Origin of the sequence: Aeromonas media (assembly GCF_020423125.1) — a bacterium.
In the GTDB taxonomy this organism is placed as follows: Bacteria; Pseudomonadota; Gammaproteobacteria; order Enterobacterales; family Aeromonadaceae; genus Aeromonas; species Aeromonas media.
In genome coordinates this window covers 3,084,782-3,102,336 of record NZ_CP075564.1, presented here as the reverse complement: position 1 = coordinate 3,102,336, position 17,555 = coordinate 3,084,782, and the positions used below count along the sequence as shown (strand labels likewise).

The window sequence follows — 17,555 nt, the reverse complement described above, 5'->3', positions numbered from 1 at the left end:
CGATAAAAACGAGTGGCCATAGTCTGTATGGCCACTCGGGTTACGGTTCTATTGCCGGGAGATCGTCAGGCGCGTTGCTGCTCGCGGTAGATCTCTTGTTCCAGCTCAGTGATGGCCTGCTCAAATTGCTGGGGACCACCAAAGCCTTTCTTGGCCAACTCCAACGGGCGCCCCAGCTCGGTAAAGGGGGCGACTTTGAGCGCATCCTTGGTTTCTATTTCGGTAACGCCTTGGTCAGCATACTTGTCGAGCAGATTGGTCAGCACCTGCTGAGCGGTCTCGTTGTACTTGGTGAAGTAGTTACGCTTTTTGACGTTGTCGGCCCGCTCGCGGCGGGTCAGCGGCGGCTGATCGTATACCACATGGCAGATAAGGTCGAACGGGTCGAGCTCTTGACCCACTTCGGCACTCAGGACTTCCCACAACACCCCAGCCTGGGCCAGCTCATCCATGATGGCCTGCTTGCGCTCAGCAGCCTGCCAACGTCTAGTGAAGTCATCAAGGGTGGCGCACTCCTTGAGCAGGGTCTTACGGGTGTAATCCTTGAACGACTCGGTCACCAGCTTGCCATCGGCATCGTAATACTGCACCCGCTCGGCAATGATACTGACAGGAACCCCATTGACAAAAAACTTGCGGACTTCCGACTGAGGATCGCCTGTCGGGTCAAAGGGGCCACCCTGGCTACCACCCGCGCTACCTGTGGTATAGGTTCCTTCTCCTTCCCCAGTATTGCCAGCCGCTCCCGGCTCACTTCCATCACCTCCCTCATCTGCTGGTAAGGGGTCTGCACCATCGATGATGTCACTAAGGCCATCATCTGGGTCATTAATGGCTTCCGGCTTGGTAACGATGACTCGTACAGGATCACCATCAAAACGAGGATCGGCAAACAGCTCCGTGGCCTTCTTGAAGTCGAGGATGGTGAACCAGAGCTTGCCGTACTTATCGTCTATGCGGGTTCCACGGCCAATAATCTGCTTGAACTTAGTCATGGACTGAATGTTCTGATCGAGCACTACCAGCTTGCACGTTTTGGCATCCACCCCTGTGCTCATCAGCTCGGAAGTCGTGGCGATGACAGGATATGCCCTCTTGGGGTTGATGAAGTTATCGAGCTGCGCCTTGCCAAGATCATCATCACCGGTGATTTTCATCACGTAGCGCTCGTCCTTGGCCATCTGCTCTGGATTGAGGTTGACCAACGCCCGTCGCATCCTATCGGCATGATCGATGTCGTTACAGAAGACAATGGTCTTTGCCATTGGATCGGTTTTCTTGAGGTAGTTCGTTATGGTCTCGGCCACCAGCTGGGTGCGTTCGTCAATCACCAGGGTGCGGTCGAAGTCCTTCTGGTTGTAGATGCGATCTGCTATCTCGTTACCCTGTTTATCCAACTGCCCCTTAGTGGGCCGCCACCCTTGCAGGTCCACGTCGATATCGACCCGCACCACCTTGTAAGGGGCAAGAAAGCCATCCTCTATCCCTTCTTTCAGAGAATAGGTATAGACGGGGTCACCGAAGTAATCGGTGCTGGAGACGGTTTCGGTTTCTTTGGGAGTGGCTGTCAAGCCAATCTGTGTGGCCGATGAGAAGTATTCGAGGATCTCGCGCCAGGCACTATCCTCGGCAGCACTACCGCGGTGACACTCGTCGATGATGATGAGGTCGAAGAAATCCGGAGAGACTTGTTTGAAAGCTTTCTGAGCCTCTTCTGGTCCAGTCAGAGCTTGGTAGAGGGCAAGATGAATTTCAAAAGCTGGATCAACGGTGCGACCCGTCACCTTGGTCATCGCTGAGCCGAAGGGCTGAAAATCGTTCTGCTTAGTCTGATCCACCAGGATATTACGGTCGGCAAGGAATAGGATGCGCTTCTTGGCTTTGGCCTTCCACAAGCGCCAGATGATTTGAAAAGCGGTATAGGTCTTGCCGGTACCGGTAGCCATCACCAACAGCACTCTATCCTCGCCGGCAGATATAGCCTCTATGGTTTTGTTTATAGCCTGCAGTTGATAGTAACGAGGGCTCTTGTCGCTACCATCTGAATAATAGTCCTGGCTGATCATGGGTAGTTGAGCTGATGTGTAACCTTTCCAGCTACAGAACTTGTCCCACAACTGATCGGGGGTGGGGAAATCAACTAGCGAGACCTCGGTCTCCAGCTGCTGACCATTAGTTTTGTCATGGAAAATGAAACCGTCACCGTTGCTGGCAAAGACAAAGGGCACATCCAGCATGCGGGCATAGTCGAGCCCCTGTTGCATGCCCTTACCGATCTCATGCTTGTTGGCTTTGGCCTCGATTACCGCCAATGGCAAGCCCATCTTGTGATAGAGCACGATATCGGCCGATTTCACCTTCTTGCGGGCCGCCATCTGGCCACGTACCACCACTTTACCGTCCCGCAGTTTCACCTCCTGGCGGATCTGGGTCAGGTCATCCCACCCCGCGGCCTTGATAGCAGGCAACAAGTATTTGGATATGATGTCGGCTTCGGTGAGGGTTGCCTTGTTGATCTCGGCCATGAGTGATTTCCGTATACGGGACAGAATTAGTCGAAATCATCTCATAGAATCAGCCAAATTTGGTTGATCTTGGACTCATTAAGGATACTAATTGAGACGCCTTGGGACGACATGGTCCCCAAGCATTACTGACCCCCACTAGCTGACGAGGTTTTCCAGGATCCGGTCCGCCTCTGGCATACCTTGGCGATCGCTGACCATCAGGTAGCGGAGGGTGTCCTTGGCTTCATCCCGGGTCCGCGGCCGTAGCTCTGCCAGCTGACCGAAGATGAACCAGTCTCGGGCAGACGACTCCATGCGGTGCTCGTAATCGCCACTGGTATCACAGGCCTTTCGCAGGCAGTGAAGGTCATTCCAGTAGGCCAGCTCGTGAAGGCAGTCACTCAAAGTGTGCGGCATCAGTTCGGGTAGAGCTTTGAACCGATCGGCCACTTGTTCCGGCGGGTAGTCCCATTTCACCCGCTCAACTGTTCGCAGACTCTCCAGACAAAATATCTCCGCCGGCGTGTCATCCCACAGTTCATCCCCAAAGCGCCCGATCGCCTCGGCCTCCCGGGCTCGTCGTTTGATGATGCGCTCAGCCAGGCTATCAAGATTGGCAAAGCCGATGCTGCCAAGGCCCGCCATGACATGCCCAGTACTGGCCACCAGCCACTTACCGTAACGTGTCTCCAGTTCCTCGAGTGGGGTGGATATCCGGCATGCCGCCTCCTTGGCTTTTTCAATGCGGCCCGGGTCACCAGTCTCTATCACCTGGCGTAGCCATAGCAGGGCATCGATTTCCTTGTCACCTGTCACCACCAGCTGGGGTGGCAGCTCAGGAGCCGCCGGCAAGGTCTCCCTGCAGCTTTGTCGTGGTGGCAGGGTAAACATGGCTCGGTGCCTTGGGTTATCAGCAAACAGCCCCGACCGGCTGATGATGGACTTCACGGTACCCAATGGCAGGCCGGCTATCTCGGCGACTTCACTAAGTGAATTACGGCGGCGCAATTCAAGCACCAGCTCTCGTTGTTCGTTGGTCAATCTCAAGGCAACCCCCTGTTGCAGTAAAAGTGTGATCTCGATCGGCTGTCTGCACTCTATGTATGAAAAAAACGGTGGCTACAGCGGCTACGCGGCTACAACTCCCCTCTAGACCGCGCCATTGCTGGGTTTGTCGTGTAGCCACTACCCCAAAAAGTGGTGGCTACAGGTGGCTACACGGCTCTTACTCTGTGGCTACAGCCCCTTTTTGTAGCCACTGTAGCCATTGTGTAGCCACTAAAAATCAACCTAGTGGCTACACCTCTATCCCTTGATACATAAGGCCTACAGAGGTGTTTTGTTGTGGTGTAGCCACTGTAGCCACCATTTTTGTTTCTTCTTTCACGCGCGCGCCTGAGGCAGAAAAGGCAAGGGCCACACTCGGTGGCCCTCTGGTTCCTGTTGGCTGAGGTTATTCATCCTCCAAGCCATCCCCTTCATCACCCAATACTCGCTCACCCAGCACATAGACCCTCATCCCCTTACCCATGCCTGGCAATCTGACCTGTCGCTGGAGCCGCTTCTTGTCTTTGCCTGTCAGCAGATAGCCAGCCTCAAGGCTCAAGATGGCCGCTCGCTTGGGATCTCGCCCCTTGGTGATCTCAAGCCAGCCCTGGGGCAGCACAAAGAAGCTCACCCCATCCGACTCCACCTTGCGAAAGCCCACCATGTTGGCAGGACGATGGCTAGAGTCGAACCAGTCGGCAAAGCGTGTGAACTGGTGGGCAAAGACAAATCCACGTACCTGCATCAAGGTGGCAGCGTCCTCCTGGTTGCCCAAGTGCCCCCGTTCTGCCAGCCAAGCCTTGAGGCAGACCCTCACCGCCCTGATGGCTTCCCCCTCTGGCCAGCCGGTCACCCCCAATCGGGTGGCCAGCTCCCCGGCTGCGGCCACCAGCGCAAACCGGTTGATAGCTCGGCCAACCTGATTACCCGCGCCCTTGGGAGTCAGCTCGGCTGCCAATTGCTTAATCTCGGCCCTCAGCCGCTCTCTCTGCTCATCCATGGTCTGAGTCAGGGCATGGGCATAGGTGCGAAAAGCGATGCCGTGGTGTGCTTCTGTGTTGGCTTTCAGGGTGTCGGCAAAGCTGCGCCCTCCATCCATGCCATGCAGCCACTCAAAGGCGCCATGGTGCCCGGTATCGCTGGGGATCTGGATTGTCCGCACCTCCATCCCGGCCTGGGTACTCTTCCCGACACTGGCGGCATGGTCCTCGAGACTTAGCTCACCGGTGGAGAGGAACAGCAACCGCCAGGCCTTACGCTCTCTCAGCTCACCATCCTGCTTACTGCGGCCCTTGCCTTGGCCGTTGGCCAGCATGTAGGCAGTTTGGCCTGCTTCCCGGCCGTCCAGCTCGCCCAGTTCATCCAGACAGAGCAAGGCATCATTGCGCCGACTGGCGATCCCCTCGATGGCGTTACCGGTGGCTCGCCAGGTTTGGGAATACCGATCCGGGTACCCATAGACACTGGCAGCCGCCTTCATCACCGTGGTTTTGCCGTCGGTACTCTCACCCTTGAGGTGGAAGCCACCGCCCTCCATGCCTACCAAGGAGAGCAAGGGAGCCGCAAAGGCGAGTGACAATGCAAAGCAGAGGCGGGAGTTGCCCACAGCCAGCCCTGCAACCCCCTGTTGCCAACCGGCCAGGGTACCGCGCTCAGTAAAGTCGCTAGCGGTGTAGCCGGCGGTCTGCAGAATGACCCCCTCGGCATCCGGCCCAATGGACCCACCGGGCAGCACATAGGCATGGCCATGCCACCCTGTGCGCTCGACACAGGTGATACGGCGCTTGGGCTGGCAGCTCATCAGGTAGGCTGCCAGCCTGCGCTTATGGCTCAGCTCGATAAAGGGCAGACCCGCATCCAGCAACGCGGCAAACACCTCCTCACCGTTGCGCGGGACCAGGGAACGCACCGGCATGGCCCACTGGCGCACCCGCCCCGCGCTGTCCCGCCACTCCAACAAGCGGCCATAGCCTCGGCCTTGCTCATCAGCGGTCTCTGCCAGCACATGGACGGGGCTGGCAATGGGTACCCACTCTTGCCGGGCATCCTCACCCCGGCCCACTGTCATCAGGGCGCACAGGCGCGAGCCCCGCACCTCGAACCCTGTTGGCAGCTCTGGCCCTTCCTCTGGGCTGCCTTTCACCAGATGGAGCGGAGCCACTTTGTCTGACCAAGGCGCCTCGTCTAATTGGGTGTCTGCCGCCAGTGTCTGCTCGAAGTCCACCACATCCACCAGTTGCCAGGGCTCGGCATTCTGGCCCGGGTTGCCGCGGTAGAGCTCGGCCTTGGGGGCTTGCTTACGCAGAGCCACGATCAGCCGCTTGGCTTTCTCGGGAGCCAGGTTGCCGAACTGGTGAACGATGACCCTCTTGGTGGCATCCCTATCGGCCATCTTGTAGAGCCTAGCCCCTTCATCCAGCTGGTTCGGCCCCACATACAGTGCCTGTTCTGGCTCCACTTCCGGGTCAATCGGGTTGTCGGTGGCCACTGCCTCGTTGTGTGCGCGCTGCAGGGTAGCCCTGATGCCGGCATCCCGACTTGCTTGCTCGCCGGTGTGGATCACGACCACCTGCAGATCGTCCAGGTCTGCAAACTTGAGGAAGGTGCCCGCCCGGGATGGCGGGCTGCTTTGATGACTAGGGCCTGCAGTCCCTTGGTATACCGCTGTCATTGCATCGCCCTCAGCTTGCTCTCACTCGCCAGCTCAACCATGGGATCCTTTCCCTCTTCGAGCATCTGGTGAACATCGGCGCAGAAGGCGCAATACATCTGATCCACCACCAAGGCGCCCAGCGGGGTCAAAGTCCCGTTCACCACCATATGCCGCAACATGAGCAAAGCATCGGTCTGCCCCTGCTGCGCCCCGGCGTTCTCCAGGTGAGCGGCCACGATGTTGTTCTGAATGGCCATCGTCAGCGAGTCAGCAGCAAGGGGGAGCTGGATCCCCAGGTGAGTAAACACATTGCCCCGGGCGGCCAGGTAAGCCTGGGCCAACTGCTCCACCAGCTTATTTATCTCAGTCATGGCAACCCCCTGTTGCATTGCTCTCACCTGGTTGTTTCTGGGCCTTGGTCACCCGCTTGAAGAGTTCCCGCAGTACCGCGGGGCGTAGTGGATTGCGTGACAACTCGCGCCACATCCGGCCATTCAGGGTGTTGATCAGTCGATTATTCATGGAGTGTCCCTCCCAGCAGAACGGCAACCAGCTCCTTGAACGCCCGGTCATCCAAACCGGCTTTTAGTTCTCGAGCCTCCTTGGCGGTGACAGCCACCGCGGCGCCCTTGGTCTGGGCAATGAAACGGTCCCGATCACTTCGCCACAGGAAGGCGCTCAGGCTGCCCTGCTGTGAACGTTTCCCGGTACGGGGGTGAGTGGGGCCAATGAAGGTGGCTGGCTCGCTGCCGTTGGCCCATGCGAAATAGGTCATGCCAGCACCTCCTGACAGAGCCCAACCTCAATACGCAGGGCATTGAGCAAAGCGCTGAATTGCGCACGATCTTGGCGGCATAGGTCGGTTTGCTCCAGGGCATCGGCAAACTGTTCGAGCAGTGCCTCTAGGCGGGATGGAGTGGATTGAGTCATGCGGCCACCCCCTTGCTAGGGGTGCGGGACATAAACACCAACGACAAGCCAGGCAAGTTGGCGCGGGCTTGAGCCTCGGTATTGGCGATGATGGCGATAGTGCGGATACGCCGAAGCTCGGCCAGACGACAGACGCGAGGACGCTGGATCAAGAAGGTGAAGATTTTGGGTAAAGCAGGGGTGGGGACAGTAGCCATGAAGGCAGCCTCCGTAGTGGTCAGATTTTCTCTGCCACCGGAAGACGCCAATCTCCAACTGGTGGCAGCCCGGACAAGGTTGGCGTAACTGGTCACTACGGAACCCAGCGCCCCTTTCGAGGCCCTCGCCCGAACCGCCATAACACTGTAGAGGCCACCGACCAGGTAGGCCAGCAGCGCCCCAAGAAATGAGGAACGAGTACCGACAAAAAACCACGCAAGAGCGTGGGTCGGCTCCGTAGATATTTTCGAGACGCCAATCTCGGCAACGGATTTTGCCGCTGCAAGAGGAATCGTACTCCGTTGGACGTTGTGGGACAAGCCCACCCCTTGGAATTTGGGCAAGGCTTCGCCCTGGGCAGTGAGCCCATATTGTTCTTTCATGGCATACCTCGGGGTTAGGCGGCGGGAGGGAGGGGAGTGACTGCCGGCGTGCGAGCGCACAGAATGGCGGCGTAGTCATCTGCCAGTGGGGCTGCCTGGCGCTGGTGTCGCCAGTGGTTGATCAGAGCCACCAGCTTGTGGGCTTGCTCACGGTCGGCCAGCCAATAGCGCTTGAAGCGAGTGGTCCCACCACCGCTATGCTGGTGCTCAAAGAACGCATCCGTAATAGCTACCCCGTGGTTTCGACGGAGCAGGCCAATGCTGTTGCGCAAGTTGAGGTCATGGAGCCCAGCCAGGCCAGACAAGGCGCTGACGCCCTGGGCTCCCTGCTCCAGCAGGTGGGTGGCGACCAATTCGTACTTGGTGATATTCTGACCCTGCTCAAGCTGGGTCGTGCCGTTCGCGGTGCGGCCTTTTTCTTTTTGCATATCTACCCCCTATGCTGCCACGTTGCGAGCTGCGATACGCTCCGCCATCCAGGCATCAACTTCTGCCTCGACGAATGCCACTGAACGCCCACCCAGACGTATGGTTTGGGGGAATTGGCCTTGGGCCATCAGGTCGTAAATACTGGATTTGCTCAGGCCGGTTTTCTTGATCGCCTCCCGCACTCGAATAAAACGCAGTGCGGTGGGGGTGGGGGAAAATTGTTGTTCCATATTGGTTCGCCTCGGTCGTTGTTGACGGGGCAATGGAAACACAAGACGAAGGAAATTCGATGTCGAGTAACCCTAACGCTACGTGGAGTAAGGCTACCCGACAGTGGTTATTTAACCCTGTAGGGCCTGCCAGTCGTCATGGCAGTGCTAAGCAGCCTCTCAACGGTGCCGAGTGCCAGTGGGCATCTCTTGCCATCGAATAGAGCGTGCTCGTGGTCTATGACCTTGGTTGCCCAATCCACGGCAGTATCGTCGGGATCATTCTGCCAGGCGGGATTGAGCTTTGCGCGGATTGCAGCGGCCAGCACGCGCTCTCTGTTAGCTGCATGGTGCTCAGCGATTGGATGTGGGGGCGGTGCTTTGCGGCTTGCCCGTTGGGCCTTCAAAAATGCTTCTTTGGGGATTGGATCGCCTGATTCAATATGCTTTTTCAGCAGCTCCAGGTCTCGCTTAATAAGCCATATCTGGTTGGCATCTATGGGCGATTCATCTTCACTCGGCTCAAGAAGGATACATTCATAGTCGCGGTCGAGCCCGTAATAAAATCCAGCGGGCAAAAGACTCCAGTCGCTTAAAAATGTCTCGCGTTCAAGCAACATACCTTCGAATAAAGTCTTATCTAATGACCAAAGGCCACTGGCTGTCGCTGTTATGAGCTTAAAGATACCCAATCGTTGAGCGAGCTTTACATGAGCAATAGGTATGGTGAGCGTTGCATTACAACCAATCACTACAGGCGGCGGCGGGGTGAGATCATTGTCGTCATGGCTGGGGAGTGAATATAAAAGGTCCAGATATGGATCTTCATCTTCAACAAGCTTACCGTCTCTGACGAAAAGAACATGAGCAGGTGCGGCAGATAGCCAGATTGCTCCTTCTATCGCTCCAAGTGCGCACCAATGAAGAATGTCCTCAACTTCGCACTCTAGTAACCGCGCGGCTCGGTCAATCCGGCAGTATTCCAGCGGTAGTAATGGGGTATTTTTACTCATTGTTGCGTCACCTTAACGCTTCCTTGAATGGGGGCCGGGTCAGGCTGGCAAGGTATCCCGCTTTTCTCTCCGTCGAGATAGGCCCAGCAAGTCGTTAGGCTGGGGTTATTCTCCCACCACCTTCAATGCTTTAAAGCCGCTAGCCAGAGAAAGGTTCCCCTGGCTGGCCTGCTCTATGTGGTTGCTCCACCAGCTCATCATGATCACCCGCTGTTCGTAGTAGTCGCTGCGGTTATAGGCGCGGCGGATCTCGTTATCGTCGGCGTGGGACAGCGCCGCTTCGATAGCGTCAGGATTGAACCCTTGTTCGTTGAGGGTGGTACTGCCGAGCGAGCGCAAACCGTGGGCCACCAGCCGTCCGCCATAACCCAGTCGCTTGAGGGCGGCATTCGCGCTCTGGTCGTTGATATGGCCGAGCGGATCACGGTAGCCGGGGAACACGAAGGGGCGGTGGCCGCTGATCGGCTTCATCCGCTCCAGAAGGGCCAACGCTTGTGGGGTCAGCGGAACCCGGTGGGGGCGCTCCATCTTCATCCGGTCAGCGGGGATGTTCCAAACCTTGGCCTCCATGTCTATCTCATCCCAGCGGGTGCCCGCCGACTCACCAGGGCGAACCAGGGTGTGCAGGCTCCATTCAATCTGACAGCGGGTAGTGTGGTCTAGCCTACCGTTGGCAATGTCGGACATCAGCAGTGGTAACTCCTCCGGCTTGAGCGTAGGCATATGCTTCTTGGCGGGCTTCTTGAACACTTTGCGAATGGCGGAGCAGGGGTTGGCATCAAGCAGGCCGTGGTTAACGGTGTAGTCGAGGATCTCGTTTATCCGCTGACACAGCCGGCGCACTGTCTCCAGCTTGCCATCAGCCTCAATAGGGCGCAGTAGTTCGATCACCAGGGGGGCGCGTATCTGGTCGATGGGCATGGAGCCGATGAAAGGCAGCACATACAGCTCAAGGGAGCGCCACGAATCGGCGGCATAGGCTTCGCTAACGTCGTGCCGTTTCAGTTCCAGCCACTTGGCAGCCATTCGTTCGAACGTGTTGGAGCAGGCCTCTTGCTGAGCCTGAACGATGGCGATCTGCTCTTCTTTATGGCGTTTGGGGTCAATTGCTTGAGCCAATAGGGCACGAGCCTCTCGCCGCCGTTCTCGAGCTGCGGCAAGAGTAACATCAGGGTAGGGGCCAAAACTGATGTTGGCGCGCTTCTTGTCGCTCGGCCTGTAGTAGTTGAACACCCAGAGCCTCGCACCATTCGGCTTAACCCTTAGGTAAAGCCCGTCACCGTCACCCAAGCTGTATTCCTTGGCTTCAGGCTTGGCGGTTCTCAGCTTTGAGTCGGTCAGCTTGTCTTTACTCACGGCACATTCCCCCCAGTAGTAACACCAAAACCGGTGTTACAAAACCAATGTGACCGTAGATGTTACTCTTATGGCTGGATTTAGGCGACTTGCTCGGACTACTGCGGACAACAAAAAACCCGCAAGACGTTGAATCTTGCGGGTTTTTGTACTTCTTCGTTCCCGGCCGGAACATTGTTTGGTGGAGCTGGGGGGATTTGAACCCCCGTCCAAAATTACTACATCCTCGGTACTACATGCTTAGTCACTCTTTACATTCGCCAACACGCTGCGGAGAGACACGCCACGAATTGACTAGCTCGATTGGTTTTAATGCTTCCGCCCCGAGCAGGACTTCCACACGATCCTGTGAAGGATGACCTTCCAATTCCCTAGGACACAGGCAAGCTAGGGGAGAAGGGCTCAGCGCAGGTTATTAAGCTGCGAGTGCGTAGTTTTCGTCGTTTGCGACTATTTTTTTGCGGTTTGTTAACGAGGCCTACCGCACCTCGGCATGCACCTTGGGTTTCGTGAATCTTGTCGAATCCAGAATCAGCCCCAAGTTGTCAAAAGCGATTGTACGCAAAAATCCTGCCATGGCAAGGCGTTGATGGCAATCGACCGGCATGGGCCGGTCGATTGCTGGTTTATTGGTCGCCCCACGGGCGCTGGCGGCGCACAATCAACCGCGGTTCTTGTTCTTCATGATGCGGGCCTTCTCACGGTCCCATTCCCGGGCCTTGGTGTCTTCCCGCTTGTCGTGTTCTTTCTTGCCTTTCACCAGGCCGATCTCGACCTTGACCCAGCACTCTTTCCAGTAGAGCGCCAGCGGCACTATGGTGTAGCCCTGGCGGGCAACCAGGCTCTCGAGCTTGTCGAGTTCACGGCGGCTCAGCAGCAGCTTGCGGGTGCGAGTCGGGTCACACACCACGTGGCTGGAGGCGGCGTTCAGCGGCAGGAAGCTGGAGCCGAACAGGAAGGCTTCGCCCTGCAGGAAGATGACATAGGCTTCGCTGATGTTGGCCTTGCCCGCCCGCAGGGATTTGACTTCCCACCCTTGCAGGGACAGGCCGGCTTCCACGCGCTCTTCGATGAAGTACTCGTGACGGGCGGTTCTGTTGAGTGCAATAGTGCTGGACCCGGCTTTGTTTTTACTGTTCTTTTTGCTCATGACGGGGGCCTTCGGCAATGTTTAGGAAGGCGCATTATACGTGGGTGGCGGCGGCTGTAAAACGCGCAACCACTCGAGTGGCGGCTTTGTGAGCAGTTCGGTGATGTTTTTGGTTGGCAAGGTGACGTAAAGCTGGTCATCAGGGGCGGCAATTGCGCGTGTGGCGGTCAGGTGAGCAGTTTCGGCGGTGATTTTGGCTGGCAAGGTGATAAAATCGGCCCGATTGGATGAGGAAAGCCCATGCCCCGTATTACTCGCAGTGCCCTGGTGATGTTCAGCGCGGAACAAATGTTCCGTCTGGTCAATGATGTTCACGCGTATCCCGAGTTTCTGCCCGGCTGTGTCGGCAGCCGCGTTCACGAGACGGGTGAGGATTACATGATGGCCTCGGTGGATGTGGCCAAGGCAGGCATCGCCAAGACCTTTACCACCCGCAACCTGCTCGATGCCAACCGCGCCATCAAGATGGAACTGGTGGAGGGCCCCTTCAGCAAGCTGGCGGGCTGGTGGACCTTCACGCCGCTGGACGTGGATGCCTGCAAGGTGGAGTTCGATCTCGACTTTGAATTTACCTCCAAGCTGATCGAGCTGGCCTTTGGCCAGATCTTCCGCGACCTGGTGGGCTCCATGGTGCTCGCCTTCTCCAACCGTGCCAAGGTGGTCTACGGTGTCTGATCTGCTCAATGTCGAAGTGGCCTATGCCCTGCCCGAGCGGCAAACCGTGCTGTGTATCCGGGTGGCCCCGGGCACCAGCGTGCTGGCTGCCATCGAGCAGTCCGGCATAGTGCAGAAACACCCGGAGATCGATCTCTCGGTCAACAAGTTCGGCATCTACAGCCGTCCGGTCAAGGGCAGCGAGCTGGTGCAGGACGGGGATCGCATCGAGATCTACCGCCCCCTCATCGCCGATCCCAAGGAGATGCGCAAGAAGCGGGCCGAGAAGGCCAAGGAAGAGGGGCGGGCCGATGTGGTCACCGGCGGGCGCCCCGACGTGCACCGCAAGCGGGACGATGCCGACCCGGCCTGATGGGCTGGCAAGGGAGAACAGAAGAGGCGCCATTGCGCCTCTTTTTGATTCAGTGCCGCCGCCAGGAGCCTATGGGAAGATAGAGGCCCCCGCGTCATCACAGGGTGAGCAGCCGCTCGTTTTGCACTATCTCTACCCCCTGAGCCTGGTTGGCGAGCACCGTCATGGCATGTGCCACCTGGCTCGCCTCTATGGCCCGCCAGCGCCTGAGGGGCCCCTGCAGCAGGGGCTTTATGCAGGGATAGATGGCCTGAATTATCTGCTCTGAGCGGCGCGGAGGCTGGCGATGGCCGAGCAGCATGGCGGGGCGCAATATGACGAGTCGTTGCCACTCCTGGGCCAGCAAGGCCTGCTCCATCTCGCCCTTGGTGCGGGGATAGAGGGCGGGAGAGCGCGAATTGGCCCCCAGGCTGGAGACGACCAGCAGGCGCCGGCAGCCGTGGCGGCGGGCGAGGGCGGCAAAGGCCAGCACATAGTCGTGATCGACCCGGCGAAAGGCCTCATCGGAGCCGGCGTCCTTGCGGGTGGTGCCGAGGCAGCAGAAAGCCATGTCGACGGGGCCGGGTAGCGCCACCTCGTTTAGGCGTTCGAAGTCTACCGGCAGCCAGTGCCGGTTGGGGGCGGCCTCGCCCGGCTGGCGGCAGAGCAGGGTCAGCTGGTGCTCGGGGCCGAGCTGTCGGATGAGGGCCTGGCCTACCAGGCCGGTTGCCCCGGCGATCAGGATCTGGCTCATGTGATCTCCTTGAGGGGATGATGAGGGGCGTTGACGTCCTTGATCATGGTTCAGGGAGCGCGCCCCTGCGGAACCCGATCGGAGGCCAGACAAGAAAAAACCGGCCTTGGCCGGTTTTATGATGCTGTCAGAGCGGGGTGGTGAAGGCGGCGGGGAGGGGGAAGTCACCCGTGGCGGTGGCGAGTCTGTCACCCACGAAGTTCAGGGTCAGCTCCTTGCGCTCCTTGTCACCACGACCTGGCTGGAACTCATAGAGATAGTACCAGGTGTTGGGGTCAAAGCCGTCGCGCAGCATGGGAGAACCCAGCACGAACTCGACCTGCTCGCGGGTCATGCCCTGGCGCAGCTTGTCGACCTGCTTTTGTTCCACATAGTTGCCCTGAGGAATATCGATGCGATAGACCAGGCTGCAACCGGACAGGGTGAGGGCGGTCAGGGCCGCGGCAATCAGGTGTTTCATCCGCATATCGGGTTCAGATCATCCATACAGTCTTTTTTAGCTCGGCAAATCATACCCACTCCCCGTGCGGAAGTAAAAAGCCATTGATCCTCCTGCCAATAAAAAGGGCTGCGTGGCGGCCCTGACAAACCACAGCCCCTCACATGGCGGCGCGGAAGAGGGCGACGATCTCGGCGAACGGTATCGGCGAAGCCGCAGACCTGCTTGAGGGTGCGCTCGGCCTGCACATCAAGGTCATCGACCCTGATCCCGGAGTGTGCTGCTTGTCGTTTTCCCCAGAAAGGTTTTTCATCTTTCGCGGCGGGTTACCCATGGCCCTGGATGTTGCCATGATGGGGGGTCATTAAGTCGTATGTGGTACCTACATACAGCGTCAAGGGGATGACGCGGGATCAATGGTATCTGATTGACAACTTTATGAACTCGATCGCGTACCGAAAAGCCGGGCCCTGGGGGGGGATTGACAAGGGCGCTTGCCTCTTGTTCGGTGTAAAAACGTTTTTCAAGAAATTCATCATGTTAGCAAACGTTTTGCCGGTTTTTTAGCGCCTCGGATGCGTGGAAGTGTGAAGCGCGTCAAGGAATTGGAAAGCGCTTTCGACCATAGTTGGCGCCTTCCCCGATAGAGGGAAACAGGCTCGAAAATACCATAAAGAATCACCTTAACTGCGCTCGGCTGCGAGGCGGCGGGATGCAACCAGGAGTCCACTATGTCTGATGTATTTCACTTGGGTTTGAAGAAAGCGGATCTGCAAGGCGCCACCCTGGCGATCGTTCCCGGTGACCCCGAGCGCGTGAAGCGCATCGCAGAGCTGTTGGATAACCCTGTGCACCTGGCCAGCCATCGTGAGTTCACTACCTGGCGCGGCGAGATGGACGGCAAGGCCGTGATCATCTGCTCCACCGGTATCGGTGGCCCGTCCACTTCCATCGCGGTGGAAGAGCTGGCTCAGCTGGGCATCCGTACCTTCCTGCGCATCGGCACCACAGGTGCCATCCAGCCGCACCTGAATGTGGGCGACGTGATCGTCACCACCGGTTCAGTGCGCCTCGACGGTGCCAGCCTGCACTTCGCGCCCATGGAGTTCCCGGCCGTGGCCGACTTCGACTGCACTACCGCGCTGGTCAACACCGCCAAAGAGCTGGGTTCCAAGCTGCATATCGGTGTGACTGCCTCCTCCGATACCTTCTACCCGGGTCAGGAGCGTTACGACACCGTATCCGGCCGCGTCGTGAGCCGTTTCCAGGGTTCCATGAAAGAGTGGCAAGCCATGGGCGTGCTGAACTACGAGATGGAGTCCGCTACCCTGCTGACCATGTGCACCAGCCAGGGCCTGCGCGCCGGTATGGTGGCTGGCGTCATCGTCAACCGTACCCAGCAGGAAATCCCGAACGCCGAGACCATGGCGAAAACCGAATCTGATGCCATCAAGATCGTACTGGGTGCTGCCCGCAAGCTGATCTGATAGCACCACCACGAGTGGGGGGTGGGGGCCGTTGCGAAAGCGCGGCCCCTATCTTTATCCGCCGTTTGCCCTTTTCCCCTTCGCCTCTCTGTTTTCCCCTCCCAATCCGTTTGATGTCGGCCAACGTCCCTAGAAAGGGGCGGGACACTTGACGGCCATCGGCTCGCCGCTCACCGGATGCACGAAATCCAGCGCGCTGGCATGCAGCATCAGCCGTGGCGCCTGCTCGCAACCCGGCAGCTCCAGACCGCCGTAGAGATCGCAGCCGAGTATGGGATGACCCAGCAGCTGGCTGTGGATGCGCAGCTGATGGGTGCGGCCTGTCTCCGGCACCAAGCTGACCCGGGTCAATGGCAAGGGCTCGCCCCTCGCGCCCTCGCGCACCAGTCGCTCCACCACCCGATAGCGGGAGCGCGCGGGCTTGCCGCTGGCGCAGATCTTCATCAGTGGGAAGATCGCCGGATCCTTGGCGATGGGCGCCTCGATCACCCCCTCATCGTCCGCCAGATGGCCGCACAGCAGGGCGTCATAGGCCTTGCTCACCGCCCGCTGGCTGAACTGCTGGCACAGCATCCCGTTGATGCCCTTGTCTCTGGCCACCACCATGAGGCCTGAGGTGCCAAAGTCGAGGCGGTGCACCAGGGTGCAGCCGGGGTAATCCTGCACCAGCCGATGGTGGACAGAGTCGAGGTTCTGCGGGTTCTTGCCCGAGAGGCTGAGCAGTCCGCTCGGCTTGTTGATGAGCAGCAGGTGTTCATCCTCGAACAGGACCTCTATTTGGGCATTGCAAGGGGGGGCGATAAAGGTATCGACGATAACAGACATGGGGCGCACGGGCTGGAAACGGGGGGCGATCATACTCCAAGCGGTGGCGCGGGGCGAATCGGCGTGAGCTGGCCAGGTCCTGCCTGGGGTGCCTGGTGGCAAGTGATTGATAATGCAGGACGACGCTGTTTTGTGACCCCTTCCCGAGTTCATTCGGCGCCGGCTTGCTAAGGTATGGCTCCCTGTCATGTCGTAAGGAGCCTCTCCATGGCGTTGCCCGTTATTCTCGATTGCGATCCCGGCCACGATGATGCCATCGCCCTCATCCTGGCGCTGGCGAGCCCGGAACTCAAGGTGCTGGCGGTGACCACCAGCGCAGGCAACCAGACCCCGGACAAGACCCTCAACAACGCCCTGCGCATCCTCACCCTGCTCGGTCGCCACGACATTCCGGTGGCGGCGGGGGCCCCCAAGCCGCTGATGCGCGAACTTATCATCGCCGACAACGTCCACGGGGAGTCGGGTCTGGACGGCCCCACACTGCCGGATCCCGCCTTTGCGCCCCAGGCCATGACGGGCCTCGAATTGATGGCCAAGTGCCTGCGCGAGAGCCCGGAGCCGGTCACCCTGGTGCCGACCGGTCCCCTCACCAATATCGCCCTGCTGCTGGCGGCCCACCCCGAGTTGAAATCCAGGATTGGCCGCATCGTCTTGATGGGCGGCGCGGCGGGGGCGGGCAACTGGACCCCGGCGGCGGAATTCAATATTTATGTGGACCCGGAAGCGGCCGATATGGTGTTCAGCGCCGGCATTCCCATCACCCTGTGCGGGCTGGATGTGACCCACCAGGCTCAGGTGATGGACGAGGATATAGCGCGGGTGCGTGCCATTCCCAACCCGGTGGCCCAGTGCGTGGCGGACCTGCTCGATTTCTTCATGATCTACCATCGGGATCCCAAGTGGGGATTTGCTGGCGCGCCGCTCCATGACCCCTGTACCATCGCCTGGTTGCTGGCGCCGTCGCTCTTTCATGGGCAGGATTGCTGGGTCGGCATAGAGACCCAGGGCAGGCATACTGTTGGGATGACGGTGGTGGATCGCTACGGGCTCACCGGCAAACCGGCCAATGCGCGGGTGTTGCTGGGGCTGGACAGGGTCGGCTTCATCGATCTGCTGGTGGGGCGCCTAAGGGCATTTGACTAAGTTCTTCGACATCGGATAAGGGGTTG

Annotated in this window: 20 protein-coding genes and 1 other RNA gene; 4 read left to right on the top strand and 17 right to left on the bottom strand. The window is 58.8% G+C overall.

Translation table 11 applies throughout. The features are described 5' to 3' along the window. Positions 1 to 65: 65 nt before the first annotated feature. The 14 genes from hsdR to smpB form a co-directional block, all read right to left on the bottom strand. Positions 66 to 2,525, bottom strand: coding sequence for an EcoAI/FtnUII family type I restriction enzme subunit R (hsdR, locus tag KI797_RS14215; RefSeq protein WP_226169789.1), 2,460 nt, complete (start codon positions 2,523 to 2,525; stop codon positions 66 to 68). A 138-nt stretch (positions 2,526 to 2,663) separates the two neighbouring features. Next, positions 2,664 to 3,554 (bottom strand): RNA polymerase sigma factor sigma-70 region 4 domain-containing protein, encoded by an 891-nt coding sequence (locus KI797_RS14210; RefSeq protein ID WP_226169788.1) that lies wholly within the window; start codon positions 3,552 to 3,554, stop codon positions 2,664 to 2,666. Between the two features lie 406 nt (positions 3,555 to 3,960). Further along, a complete protein-coding gene (locus KI797_RS14205; RefSeq protein WP_226169787.1) occupies positions 3,961 to 6,225 on the bottom strand; it encodes a DUF927 domain-containing protein in 2,265 nt (754 codons plus the stop codon). Beyond that, positions 6,222 to 6,578, bottom strand: a complete 357-nt coding sequence (locus KI797_RS14200; protein WP_226169786.1) for a hypothetical protein — start codon at positions 6,576 to 6,578, stop codon at positions 6,222 to 6,224. Before KI797_RS14200 ends, KI797_RS14205 begins: the two co-directional genes overlap by 4 nt. Continuing rightward, entirely contained in the window at positions 6,571 to 6,729 is a 159-nt protein-coding gene (locus KI797_RS14195; RefSeq protein WP_226169785.1) for a hypothetical protein, read from the bottom strand. The genes KI797_RS14200 and KI797_RS14195 overlap by 8 nt, the downstream gene beginning before the upstream one ends. Further along, entirely contained in the window at positions 6,722 to 6,982 is a 261-nt protein-coding gene (locus KI797_RS14190; protein WP_226169784.1) for a hypothetical protein, read from the bottom strand. The genes KI797_RS14195 and KI797_RS14190 overlap by 8 nt, the downstream gene beginning before the upstream one ends. Beyond that, entirely contained in the window at positions 6,979 to 7,137 is a 159-nt protein-coding gene (locus KI797_RS14185; RefSeq protein WP_226169783.1) for a hypothetical protein, read from the bottom strand. Before KI797_RS14185 ends, KI797_RS14190 begins: the two co-directional genes overlap by 4 nt. Next, positions 7,134 to 7,718, bottom strand: a complete 585-nt coding sequence (locus KI797_RS14180; RefSeq protein ID WP_226169782.1) for an ash family protein — start codon at positions 7,716 to 7,718, stop codon at positions 7,134 to 7,136. Before KI797_RS14180 ends, KI797_RS14185 begins: the two co-directional genes overlap by 4 nt. Positions 7,719 to 7,732: 14 nt before the next feature. Continuing rightward, on the bottom strand, positions 7,733 to 8,146 hold the full coding sequence (locus tag KI797_RS14175) for a hypothetical protein (protein WP_226169780.1): 414 nt from the start codon (positions 8,144 to 8,146) through the stop codon (positions 7,733 to 7,735). A 9-nt stretch (positions 8,147 to 8,155) separates the two neighbouring features. Further along, positions 8,156 to 8,377, bottom strand: a complete 222-nt coding sequence (locus tag KI797_RS14170) for a helix-turn-helix transcriptional regulator (RefSeq protein WP_226169779.1) — start codon at positions 8,375 to 8,377, stop codon at positions 8,156 to 8,158. A gap of 107 nt (positions 8,378 to 8,484) precedes the next feature. Beyond that, positions 8,485 to 9,369 carry a hypothetical protein gene (locus KI797_RS14165; protein ID WP_226169777.1) on the bottom strand — a complete coding sequence of 295 codons (885 nt, stop codon included), beginning with the start codon at positions 9,367 to 9,369 and terminating at the stop codon, positions 8,485 to 8,487. 105 nt (positions 9,370 to 9,474) lie between these two features. Then, positions 9,475 to 10,725, bottom strand: a complete 1,251-nt coding sequence (locus tag KI797_RS14160; RefSeq protein ID WP_201903220.1) for an integrase domain-containing protein — start codon at positions 10,723 to 10,725, stop codon at positions 9,475 to 9,477. Positions 10,726 to 10,904: 179 nt separating this feature from the next. After that, positions 10,905 to 11,264, bottom strand: a transfer-messenger RNA (tmRNA) gene (gene ssrA, locus KI797_RS14155). A gap of 122 nt (positions 11,265 to 11,386) precedes the next feature. Beyond that, positions 11,387 to 11,875, bottom strand: coding sequence for an SsrA-binding protein SmpB (gene smpB, locus KI797_RS14150; RefSeq protein ID WP_041206169.1), 489 nt, complete (start codon positions 11,873 to 11,875; stop codon positions 11,387 to 11,389). 240 nt (positions 11,876 to 12,115) lie between these two features. On the opposite strand from smpB, the gene KI797_RS14145 reads away from it, so the two are divergent. Further along, entirely contained in the window at positions 12,116 to 12,550 is a 435-nt protein-coding gene (locus KI797_RS14145; protein WP_043133123.1) for an SRPBCC family protein, read from the top strand. Further along, positions 12,543 to 12,902, top strand: coding sequence for an RnfH family protein (locus KI797_RS14140; protein WP_226169775.1), 360 nt, complete (start codon positions 12,543 to 12,545; stop codon positions 12,900 to 12,902). Before KI797_RS14145 ends, KI797_RS14140 begins: the two co-directional genes overlap by 8 nt. Positions 12,903 to 12,999: 97 nt before the next feature. Here the strand turns inward: KI797_RS14140 and KI797_RS14135 are convergent, their stop codons facing one another. Next, positions 13,000 to 13,635 (bottom strand): NAD(P)H-binding protein, encoded by a 636-nt coding sequence (locus KI797_RS14135; RefSeq protein ID WP_226169773.1) that lies wholly within the window; start codon positions 13,633 to 13,635, stop codon positions 13,000 to 13,002. A 127-nt stretch (positions 13,636 to 13,762) separates the two neighbouring features. Continuing rightward, on the bottom strand, positions 13,763 to 14,101 hold the full coding sequence (locus KI797_RS14130) for an outer membrane protein assembly factor BamE (RefSeq protein ID WP_005325779.1): 339 nt from the start codon (positions 14,099 to 14,101) through the stop codon (positions 13,763 to 13,765). Between the two features lie 704 nt (positions 14,102 to 14,805). Between KI797_RS14130 and udp the strand changes: the two genes are divergently transcribed. Further along, a complete protein-coding gene (gene udp, locus KI797_RS14125; RefSeq protein WP_011705364.1) occupies positions 14,806 to 15,561 on the top strand; it encodes a uridine phosphorylase in 756 nt (251 codons plus the stop codon). Between the two features lie 129 nt (positions 15,562 to 15,690). Here udp and KI797_RS14120 read toward each other — a convergent pair whose 3' ends face one another. Continuing rightward, a complete protein-coding gene (locus tag KI797_RS14120) occupies positions 15,691 to 16,419 on the bottom strand; it encodes an RluA family pseudouridine synthase (RefSeq protein ID WP_226169772.1) in 729 nt (242 codons plus the stop codon). A 174-nt stretch (positions 16,420 to 16,593) separates the two neighbouring features. Between KI797_RS14120 and rihA the strand changes: the two genes are divergently transcribed. Continuing rightward, positions 16,594 to 17,529 carry a pyrimidine-specific ribonucleoside hydrolase RihA gene (gene rihA / locus KI797_RS14115; RefSeq protein ID WP_218408985.1) on the top strand — a complete coding sequence of 312 codons (936 nt, stop codon included), beginning with the start codon at positions 16,594 to 16,596 and terminating at the stop codon, positions 17,527 to 17,529. Positions 17,530 to 17,555 lie beyond the last annotated feature (26 nt).